8 protein-coding genes and 1 pseudogene are annotated in these 9,510 nt (G+C 76.2%); 8 read left to right on the forward strand and 1 reads right to left on the reverse strand.

From position 1 onward, the window contains the following. The 4 genes and pseudogenes from FA014_RS15210 to FA014_RS15225 form a co-directional block, all read left to right on the forward strand. A pseudogene (locus tag FA014_RS15210) lies at positions 1-321 on the forward strand (helicase-associated domain-containing protein); the annotation flags it as partial. After that, a complete protein-coding gene (locus tag FA014_RS15215) occupies positions 318-2,012 on the forward strand; it encodes a DNA repair helicase XPB (protein ID WP_154730500.1) in 1,695 nt (564 codons plus the stop codon). The pseudogene FA014_RS15210 and the gene FA014_RS15215, both read left to right, overlap by 4 nt. Positions 2,013-2,103: 91 nt before the next feature. Continuing rightward, on the forward strand, positions 2,104-4,188 hold the full coding sequence (locus tag FA014_RS20965) for a TPM domain-containing protein (protein WP_268865895.1): 2,085 nt from the start codon (positions 2,104-2,106) through the stop codon (positions 4,186-4,188). Positions 4,189-4,230: 42 nt separating this feature from the next. Further along, positions 4,231-4,995 carry a PspA/IM30 family protein gene (locus tag FA014_RS15225; RefSeq protein WP_154730501.1) on the forward strand — a complete coding sequence of 255 codons (765 nt, stop codon included), beginning with the start codon at positions 4,231-4,233 and terminating at the stop codon, positions 4,993-4,995. An 80-nt stretch (positions 4,996-5,075) separates the two neighbouring features. Here FA014_RS15225 and FA014_RS15230 read toward each other — a convergent pair whose 3' ends face one another. Continuing rightward, positions 5,076-5,846 carry a type 1 glutamine amidotransferase gene (locus FA014_RS15230; protein WP_230323218.1) on the reverse strand — a complete coding sequence of 257 codons (771 nt, stop codon included), beginning with the start codon at positions 5,844-5,846 and terminating at the stop codon, positions 5,076-5,078. Positions 5,847-5,925: 79 nt separating this feature from the next. Here FA014_RS15230 and FA014_RS15235 point away from each other — a divergent pair, with 79 nt between their 5' ends. The 4 genes from FA014_RS15235 (at position 5,926) to FA014_RS15250 (ending at position 9,488) form a co-directional block, all read left to right on the forward strand. After that, positions 5,926-6,657, forward strand: coding sequence for a response regulator transcription factor (locus FA014_RS15235; protein ID WP_154730503.1), 732 nt, complete (start codon positions 5,926-5,928; stop codon positions 6,655-6,657). Continuing rightward, positions 6,654-8,309 (forward strand): sensor histidine kinase, encoded by a 1,656-nt coding sequence (locus FA014_RS15240; protein ID WP_230323219.1) that lies wholly within the window; start codon positions 6,654-6,656, stop codon positions 8,307-8,309. Before FA014_RS15235 ends, FA014_RS15240 begins: the two co-directional genes overlap by 4 nt. 85 nt (positions 8,310-8,394) lie before the next feature. Then, positions 8,395-9,213, forward strand: a complete 819-nt coding sequence (locus FA014_RS15245; protein WP_230323220.1) for an HD domain-containing protein — start codon at positions 8,395-8,397, stop codon at positions 9,211-9,213. After that, positions 9,210-9,488 (forward strand): DUF4031 domain-containing protein, encoded by a 279-nt coding sequence (locus FA014_RS15250; protein ID WP_154730504.1) that lies wholly within the window; start codon positions 9,210-9,212, stop codon positions 9,486-9,488. The genes FA014_RS15245 and FA014_RS15250 overlap by 4 nt, the downstream gene beginning before the upstream one ends. Positions 9,489-9,510: the final 22 nt, after the last annotated feature.

Consider the following 9,510-nt stretch of genomic DNA (forward strand, 5'->3'; position numbering starts at 1 on the left):
GGCCGCCCGGCGCGCGCGGCCGGCTCCCGGGGCGGCCCGCGGCCCTCCGGGGGAACAGCCGACCCCGCCGAGGCGTTGGGGCTGCTGCGCGAGGCGGCCGCCGGGCACACCGAGGTGTGGCTGGACGTGGTCGGCTCGCGCGGCGCCCTGGAGCGGCGGCGCGTGCTGCCCGTCCGGGTCGACGGTGGACGGGTGCGCGTGGTCGACACCGCCCGGGACGCCGAGATCGTGGTCGCGGCCCACCGCGTCGCCGCGGTCACCCCGGTCGGCGCACCCGATGCCGACGAGACACCCGAGCCCCGGGAGACGGACACCGCATGACCGACGGACCCCTGATCGTCCAGAGCGACAAGACCCTCCTGCTCGAGGTCGACCACGACCAGGCGGAGGCCTGCCGCCGCGCGATCGCCCCGTTCGCGGAGCTGGAGCGCGCGCCCGAGCACGTGCACACCTACCGGCTGACCCCGCTGGGCCTGTGGAACGCCCGGGCGGCGGGCCACGACGCCGAGCAGGTCGTCGACACCCTGCTGGAGTACTCGCGGTACCCGGTGCCGCACGCGCTGCTGGTCGACGTCGCCGAGACCATGTCCCGGTACGGCCGCCTGCAGCTCGTCGCGCACCCCGTGCACGGCCTGGTGCTGCACGCGCTCGACGCGGCGGTGCTCGCCGAGGTGCTGCGGTCCAAGCGCACCGCCGGCCTGGTCGGCGAGCGGCTCGACGACACCGACGTGGTGGTGCACGCCTCGGAGCGCGGGACGCTCAAGCAGGCGCTGCTCAAGCTCGGCTGGCCCGCCGAGGACCTGGCCGGCTACGTCGACGGCGAGGCGCACCCGATCGACCTGGACACCTCCGGCGAGTCGAACGTCGGCACCGACGGCGCCCCGCGCCCGTGGCAGCTGCGGCCGTACCAGGCCGAGGCGGCCGACGGCTTCTGGCACGGCGGCTCCGGCGTCGTCGTCCTCCCCTGCGGCGCCGGCAAGACGCTCGTGGGCGCCGCCGCGATGGCCCGGTCCAAGACCACGACGCTGATCCTGGTCACCAACACGGTCTCCGCGCGGCAGTGGCGCGACGAGCTGATCCGGCGCACCTCGCTCACCGCGGACGAGATCGGCGAGTACTCGGGCTCCCGCAAGGAGATCCGGCCGGTCACGATCGCCACCTACCAGGTGCTCACGCTCCGGCGGAAGGGCGTCTACCCGCACCTGGAGCTGCTCGACGCCCGCGACTGGGGCCTCATCGTCTACGACGAGGTGCACCTGCTGCCCGCGCCGATCTTCCGGATGACCGCCGACCTCCAGGCGCGCCGCCGCCTCGGCCTGACCGCCACCCTGGTGCGCGAGGACGGCCGCGAGGACGAGGTGTTCAGCCTGATCGGCCCCAAGCGGTACGACGCCCCGTGGAAGGACATCGAGGCGCAGGGCTACATCGCGCCCGCCGACTGCGTCGAGGTGCGGCTGACCCTGCCCGAGCGCGACCGGATGCTCTACGCGACCGCCGAGCCGGAGGACAAGTACCGCCTCGCGGCCAGCGCCCCGGGCAAGACCGAGGTCGTCAAGCGCCTGGTGGCGAAGCACCGCGGCGAGCCGCTGCTGGTCATCGGGCAGTACATCGACCAGCTCGAGGAGCTCGCCGCGGACATCGACGCCCCCGTGATCACCGGCGGGACGTCCGTGACCGAGCGGCAGCGGCTGTTCGACGCGTTCCGCGCGGGCGAGATCTCCACCCTCGTGGTGTCCAAGGTCGCGAACTTCTCGATCGACCTGCCCGAGGCGTCGGTCGCCATCCAGGTGTCGGGGTCGTTCGGGTCCCGGCAGGAGGAGGCGCAGCGCCTCGGCCGGCTGCTGCGTCCCAAGGGCGACGGCCGCACCGCGCACTTCTACGCCGTGGTCGCGCGGGACACCGTCGACCAGGACTTCGCGGCGCACCGGCAGCGGTTCCTCGCGGAGCAGGGCTACGCCTACCGCATCGTCGACGCCGAGGACCTGGAGCAGGCGACGGAGGAGCCGGCCTGACCGGGTGATCTCCCACCGCACGGCCCGCCCGGGAACCACCGGGCGGGCCGTGTCGTTGCGAGGGGTGCACGCCCTGAGAAAGGATCGTCGGGTGCCGTCGTCGTCCCGTGGCTGGTCAGCCGCCGTCCCGCTCCTCTCCGCGCTGCTCGCCGCCCCGCTGCTGGTCGGGGCCGCCCCCGCCGCCGCCCCGGTGCCCGCCGCGCCCCCGCTCGTCGCGGCCGATCCCGAGGCGCTGACCGGCGAGATCACCGACCAGGTGGGCGCCCTGCAGGGCGACGAGGGCACCGTGCGGGCGGCCCTCGACCAGCTGGCGGAGGAGACGCAGTACCAGCTGTACGTCGTGTACGTGAGCGACTTCGGCGACCTCGACCGGATCGACTGGGTGGACCAGACCGCGAGCCTGACCGGGCTCGGGGCGAACGACCTGGTGCTGGCGGTGGCGGTCGACCAGCGGTCCTACGTGCTCGCGCCGCTGGAGGTCCCCGGCCTGTCGTCCGGCGACCTGGACCGGGTGGACGCGGCGGTCGAGGACCAGCTGCGCGCCGACGACTGGTCCGGCGCCGCCGTGGCCGCGGCCGACGGCATCCGCGACGCCGCGACCGGCGGCGGGGGCGGCTCCGCGCTGGGCTGGCTGCTCGTCGGCGGCCTGGTCGTCATCGCGGCGATCACCGCCGCGGCGTGGGCGTCGTCCCGCCGCCGCGCGTCCCGCGCGCGGGTGGGCGCCGGCGCGCCCGGGCGGTTCCCCGGCGGGCCGCAGGTCCCCGGAGGCCCGGCCGGCGAGCTCGCCGCGCTGCCGACCGCGGAGCTCGACCGCCGGTCCGCGTCCGCCCTGGTCGGCATCGACGACGCCCTGCGCGCCTCGGAGCAGGAGCTCGGCTTCGCCCAGGCCCAGTTCGGGGCGGACGCCACCCGCGAGTTCGAGCAGGTGCTCGCCCGGGCCCGGGCCGACGTGACCGAGGCGTTCCGGCTGCGGCAGACCCTGGACGACGACGTGCCGGACACCGAGCCGCAGGTCCGCGAGACCGCGACCCGCATCCTGCACGTCGTCGGTGCCGCGTCGGCGGCGCTGGACGAGCAGAAGGAGGCGTTCGACCGGCTCCGGGACGTCGAGTCCCGCGCCGGGGAGGCCCTGGACGCCCACGAGCGCACGGCCGCCGAGCTGCGCGCCCGGGTCGAGGCGGCCCGCGCGACGCTCGGGACCCTCGCCGCGCGGTACCCCGCGGAGGCGCTCACCTCGGTGACCGGCAACCCGGACCAGGCGCTCGCGCTGCTCGACGAGGTCGGCACCGCGATCGCCCAGGGCCGCGCCGCCGTCGCCGCCGGGGACCGCGGGGTGGCCGTCCGGTACGCCCGCGCCGCGGAGGAGGCCCTCGGCCAGGTGCGCACGCTGCTCGACGGCGTGGACCGCGCCGGGACCGAGCTCGCCACCATCGGCTCCCGGCTGGACGCGGCGATCGCCTCCATCTCCGCCGACGTCGAGGACGCCCAGCGGCTCGCGCCGCAGCACCCCGAGGTGTCCGCCCGCGCCGAGGCCGCGCGCGCCGCGATCGCCACCGGCCGGGCCGCGCGCGCCGGCGACGGCGACCCGCTCGCCGCCCTGCGCGGGCTCACCGAGGCCGAGGCCGCCATCGACCGGGCGCTGGCCCCCATGCGCGAGGCCCAGGACCGCGCGGGGCGCGCCCGGCAGCTGCTCGACCAGACCCTCGGCCGGGTGGACTCCGCCCTGCGCGGCACCACCGACTACATCGAGACCCGGCGCGGCGCGGTCGGGCCCGAGGCGCGCACCCGGCTCGCGGAGGCCGGCCGGATGTTCCGCGCCGCGGTCGACCAGCGGGACACCGACCCGGAGGCCGCGCTCGGCCAGGCGCAGCAGGCCGACCGCCTGGTGCGGGAGGCCCAGCAGCTCGCCCAGCGGGACGTCGACTGGTACGACCAGCAGCGGCGCGGCGGCCCGGGCAACCGGGGCGGCGGTGGCGGGCTCGGCGACATCGGGGGCATGGTCCTCGGCGGCATCCTCATCGACTCGATCCTGCGCGGCGGTGGCGGCGGCTGGGGCGGCGGCGGCGCGCACGGCGGCGGCTGGGGCGGTGGCGGCGGCTTCGGCGGCGGCGGGCGCGGCGGCGGGTTCGGCGGCGGTGGCGGCTTCGGCGGCGGCGGACGCGGCGGCGGGTTCTAGGACATGTTCGGCAGACGCAAGACACGAGAGAGGCACGAGGCGATGACCGAGAAGCAGAGCATCTTCGGGCGGATCACCCAGCTCGCGCGGGCGAACATCAACGCGCTGATCGACCAGGCCGAGGACCCGCAGAAGATGCTGGACCAGCTCGTCCGGGACTACACCAACTCGATCGCCGAGGCCGAGAAGGCGATCGCGCAGACGATCGGCAACCTGCGCCTCGCCGAGCAGGACTACAACGAGGACGTCGCCGCGGCCCGCGAGTGGGGCAGCAAGGCCCTCGCCGCGTCGTCGCGCGCCGACCAGTACCGCCAGGCCGGCGACGCCGCCAACGCCGACAAGTTCGACAACCTGGCCAAGGTCGCGCTCGGCAAGCAGATCGCCGCCGAGGGCGAGGTCCGCGACGCGGAGCCGCTGATCCGCTCGCAGCGCGAGACGGTCGACAAGCTCAAGTCCGGCCTGGCGCAGATGAAGGACAAGCTCGGTCAGCTCAAGCAGCGCCGCGACACCCTGGTCGCCCGGCAGAAGTCGGCCCAGGCGCAGCAGACCGTGCAGACCGCGATCTCGTCGATCAACGTGCTCGACCCGACCAGCGAGCTCGCGCGGTTCGAGGAGAAGGTGCGCCGCGAGGAGGCCCTCGCGATGGGCCAGGCGGAGATCGCCGCGTCCTCGCTGGACTCGCAGTTCGCCGAGCTCGAGGCGGACGGCGCGCAGATCGAGATCGAGGCCCGGCTCGCCGCGCTCAAGGGCGGCGGCCAGCCGCAGCAGCTCGGCGGCACGCAGGTGACCCCGCAGATCGAGGCCTGAGCGGCCCGACGGCCCGACGCGCGACGGCCCGGCACCCCGCAGGGGGTGCCGGGCCGTTCGTCGTCCCGGGCGGGGGCGGCTCAGACGGGGGTGCGCTCCGCGGCGCGCACGGCCACCAGGCCGGCGAACGTCGCCGCGAGCCGGGCCCCGTCGGCGCGGACCTGCTCGTCCACGCCCCGCACCGCCGCCGCGATGGCGGCGCGCTCGTCGGCGGAGTCGCCCGCGTCGGCGGACCAGGCGTCCATCAGCTCCGGCGACGCCTCCGGGTGGAACTGCAGGCCCCACGCCGCGTCCCCGACGCGGAACGCCTGGTACGGGTAGGTGCGCGAGGCGGCCAGCCAGGCCGCGTGGCGCGGCAGGTCCACCACGGCGTCCGCGTGCATGGTCGGCATCGGCGTGCTGCGGGTGGCCGTGCGCTCGGCGTCCGCCGCCAGCGCGCCGACCAGCGGGTCGGTCGCCGCCTCGGGACGCCAGCGCACGTCCACCACGCCGGCCTCGCGCCCGGGAGGGGCCGCGACGTCGACCCGGCCGCCGGTCGCGACGGCCAGCAGCTGCGCACCGAGGCAGATGCCCAGGGTCGGCACGCCGGCGCGGACGGCGTCGGCCAGCAGGGCGCGGGTCTCGGGGATGCCCGGCTCGTGCTCGTCGTGGGCGGACATGTTGCCGCCGAGGACGACGAGGCCCTCGAGGCGGTCCGCAGGCCCGGGGTGCTCGCCCGCGTACGCACGGACGACGCGGACGTCCACCCCGTCGAGGTGGTCGGCGAACCGGTCCAGGGGCACCGCGGGGTCGAGCTGGACGACGGTCACGACGGGCGTCGGGGAACCGGTGGGAGAATCGGCTGCGCTCACGGGGCGGTACCGTACCGCGAACCCGGCACGACCAGTTCGCTCCCAGGAATCCTCCAGGGTGGAGGGGCACACTGGAGCGGTGACCGCAGCAGACCGCACCCCCGAGGCGACGCTCCTCGTCGTGGACGACGAGCCGAACATCCGCGAGCTCCTCGCCACCTCGCTGCGCTTCGCCGGGTTCGAGGTGCACGCGGCCGCCGACGGCGGCGCCGCCCTCCGCCTGGCCAAGCAGGTGCAGCCCGACCTGCTGGTGCTCGACGTCATGCTCCCCGACATGGACGGGTTCACCGTCACCCGGCGGCTGCGCGACAAGGGCCAGCACGTGCCGGTGCTGTTCCTCACCGCGCGCGACGACACCGCCGACAAGATCACCGGCCTCACCGTCGGCGGCGACGACTACGTCACCAAGCCGTTCAGCCTGGAGGAGGTCGTCGCGCGGATCCGGGCCATCCTGCGCCGCACCCAGGCGGAGGTCGCCTCCACCAGCGTGCTGTCCTACGAGGACCTCGAGCTCGACGAGGACAGCCACGAGGTCCGCCGGGCCGGGCAGGTCGTCGACCTGTCCCCGACCGAGTTCAAGCTGCTGCGCTACCTGCTGCTCAACCCCGGCCGCGTGCTGTCCAAGGCGCAGATCCTCGACCACGTGTGGCAGTACGACTGGGGCGGCGACGCGAACATCGTCGAGTCGTACATCTCGTACCTGCGGCGCAAGGTCGACCAGGTCGAGCGCGCGGACGGCACCAAGGTCGACCCCCTGATCCAGACCAAGCGCGGCGTGGGGTACATGCTGCGCAGGCCGAGCGGGTCGTGACGACGACGTCCGCGGACCACGAGGCGCCGCAGGGCGCGGTGGACGAGGGACCGGGCCGCTCCCCCGGTCCGGTCGACGCCGTGACGGCGCGGGTCCGGGACGCCTGGGCGCGCACGCCGCTGCTCGCGCGGCTGGTGGGGATCACGACCGCGCTGCTCGCGCTCGGGCTGTCGTTCGCCGGCGCGATCACGACCACGTCGCTGTCCGGGTTCCTGGTGAGCCAGGTCGACGACCGCATGCGGGTGCAGGCCCTGGCGTTCCGGGAGAGCGTCGTCAACGCCTACGACCAGTACGGCACCGCCGAGGGGCTCAGCTACCCCACCTGGGGCGAGCGCGACTACGCGCTCACCGTGTGGATGCTCGGCGGCGGCTCGACGTTCGCGCCGGACGACTCGACGGTCGAGCGGTCGGGGAGGCCGCACCTCCCCCGGGTCGACCTCGACCACCTCCGGGGCACGACGTACTCGACCGTGACCAGCACCGTCCGCGGCGCGACCTGGCGGGTCGCGATCACCCCCATCGCCCCCGACGGCACCGTCGTCGGGTACGTGGCCTACGCGGAGCCGCTGTCGGACGTGCAGGACACGGTCCGGCGGGCGGCGTTCCTGCTGTGGACCTCCGCCGTCGCGATCCTGGTCATCGGTGCCGTCGTGGCGACCTGGGCGGTGCGCCGCTCGCTGCGCGGGCTGCGCGAGATCGAGGGCACCGCCGCGCAGATCGCCGCCGGCGACCTGTCCCAGCGCGTCCCGCCCGCGCCCGAGACGACCGAGGTCGGCCGGCTCGGCGCCGCGCTCAACTCCATGCTCACCCAGATCGAGGCGGCCTTCGACGCCCGCACCCGGTCCGAGGAGCGGATGCGCCGGTTCGTGGCGGACGCCTCGCACGAGCTGCGCACACCGCTGGCCGCGATCCGCGGGTACGGCGAGCTGTACCGGATGGGCGCGCTGACCGAGAAGGACCAGGTCGACGACACCATGCGGCGCATCGAGCAGTCCGCGACCCGGATGGGCGGGCTGGTCGAGGACCTGCTGTCGCTCGCCCGGCTGGACGCCGACCGGCCCGGCCGTACCGGCCCCGTGGACCTGGCCGTGCTCGCCACCGACGCGGCGCACGACCTGCGGGCCATCGACCCGACGCGGGAGGTGCGGGTCGGGCCGCTCGCCGGCTCGGCCGGCGCCGGCGGTGCGAACGCCCCCGGCGGCACGGTCGTGCAGGGCGACGAGGCGCGCCTGCGGCAGGTCGTGGCCAACCTGGTCGGCAACGTCGCGCGGCACACCCCGGCCGGCACCCCCGCCGAGCTCGGCGTGGGGCGGGTCGGCGACCAGGTGGTGCTCGAGGTCCGCGACCACGGCCCCGGCATCGCCCCGGAGCACGCCGCGCGGGTGTTCGAGCGGTTCTACCGGGTCGACGCCAGCCGCACCCGCGACGGCACCGGCGGCGGCGCGGGCCTGGGCATGGCGATCGTCGCCGCCATCGTGGCGGCGCACCACGGGGACGTCGCGATCACGCAGACCCCGGGCGGCGGCGCCACGATCCGCGTCGCGCTCCCCGCGGCGGCCGCCGGCGGGGCCGGGCCGGGCGCCGACGGCGGGGGCCGCGCGGAGGGCGAACCGGCCGGTCCCGGCGCCGCCGAGGGTCACCCCGTCCGCTGACGGCGCTCCCGTGGCGGAACCCCGTCCGGATGGGTCTACGATGACGCGTCCGAGCAGGGTCGTCTGTCGCAGTGAGGCTGTTCCCATGGGCGTCTACGACGCGCCACAGTGGCTGTTGTCCGCGTTCGTCCGCAGCGCGAAGGGGGCGGGAGCGACCGCACCCGAGGACCGGCTCCGGGAGGTCGGGTCCGACCTCGTGGAGCGGTGGACGGGCCCCGGCCGGACGTACCACAACCTCCGGCACCTGACCGACGTGCTGGCCCGCGTGGACGAGCTCGCCGAGGAGACCCACGAGCCGGACCTGGTCCGGCTGGCCGCCTGGTACCACGGCGCCGTGTTCGACGCCGCGCAGGTCGCCGCGTACGCCAACCGCGGCGGCGAGGACGAGGCCGCCTCCGCCCGGCTCGCCCGCGAGCAGCTCACCGACCTCGGCGTCCCGGCCGAGCGCGTCGACCGGGTGCACCAGATGGTCATCGCCCTGGTGCGGCACGCCGCCGACCCGAGCGACTTCGACTGCGCCGTGCTGTGCGACGCCGACCTCGCGATGCTGGCCGCCGAGCCGCAGCGCTACAAGGCGTACCTGCACGACGTCCGCGAGGAGTACGCCGACATCCCGGTGCAGGACTACCTGCGCGCCCGGGAGCGCATCGTGCGCAAGCTGCTCAAGCGGCCCAGCCTGTTCGTCAGCCCGCTCGGCGCCGCCTGGGAGGAGCCCGCGCGGCAGAACCTCGGCGCCGAGCTGCACAAGATCGAGAAGGTGCTCGCCGAGCTCGACGCCGCCGACGGCCCCGCCGTCACGGTCCCCGGCACGCCGCCCACCGACCCGCCGGCCCCCGCGGACGCCCCCGGCGCCGTCCGGCCCGCGCACGCCGGCGAGCGGCACCCGGTCCGGCCCGGGGCGTGACGGTCCTCGTCGACCCCCCGCTCTGGCCCCGGCACGGCCGGCACTGGTCGCACCTCGTGAGCGACCGCTCGCTGGCCGAGCTGCACGCGTTCGCCAAGCGCGCCGGGCTCCCCCGGCGCGCGTTCGACCTGGACCACTACGACGTCCCGGACGACATGCACGCGGACCTCGTCGCCCTCGGCGCCGAGCCGGTCACGGCGGGCGAGCTGATCCGCCGCCTGCGCGCGAGCGGCCTGCGGGTCCCGGCGCACGCGCGCCCGCGCCCCGCGCACTGACCCGCCGCGCCGCCGCGCGCGC

Source organism: Cellulomonas hominis, from assembly GCF_005239125.1.
In the GTDB taxonomy this organism is placed as follows: Bacteria; Actinomycetota; Actinomycetes; order Actinomycetales; family Cellulomonadaceae; genus Cellulomonas; species Cellulomonas hominis_A.

Excerpts from the sequence above, each read along its gene's own strand:
- FA014_RS15215 (WP_154730500.1), top strand. The coding sequence starts at position 318 with ATGACCGACGGACCCCTGATCGTCCAGAGCGACAAGACCCTCCTGCTC.
- FA014_RS15225 (WP_154730501.1), top strand. The coding sequence starts at position 4,231 with ATGACCGAGAAGCAGAGCATCTTCGGGCGGATCACCCAGCTCGCGCGG.
- FA014_RS15245 (WP_230323220.1), top strand. The coding sequence starts at position 8,395 with ATGGGCGTCTACGACGCGCCACAGTGGCTGTTGTCCGCGTTCGTCCGC.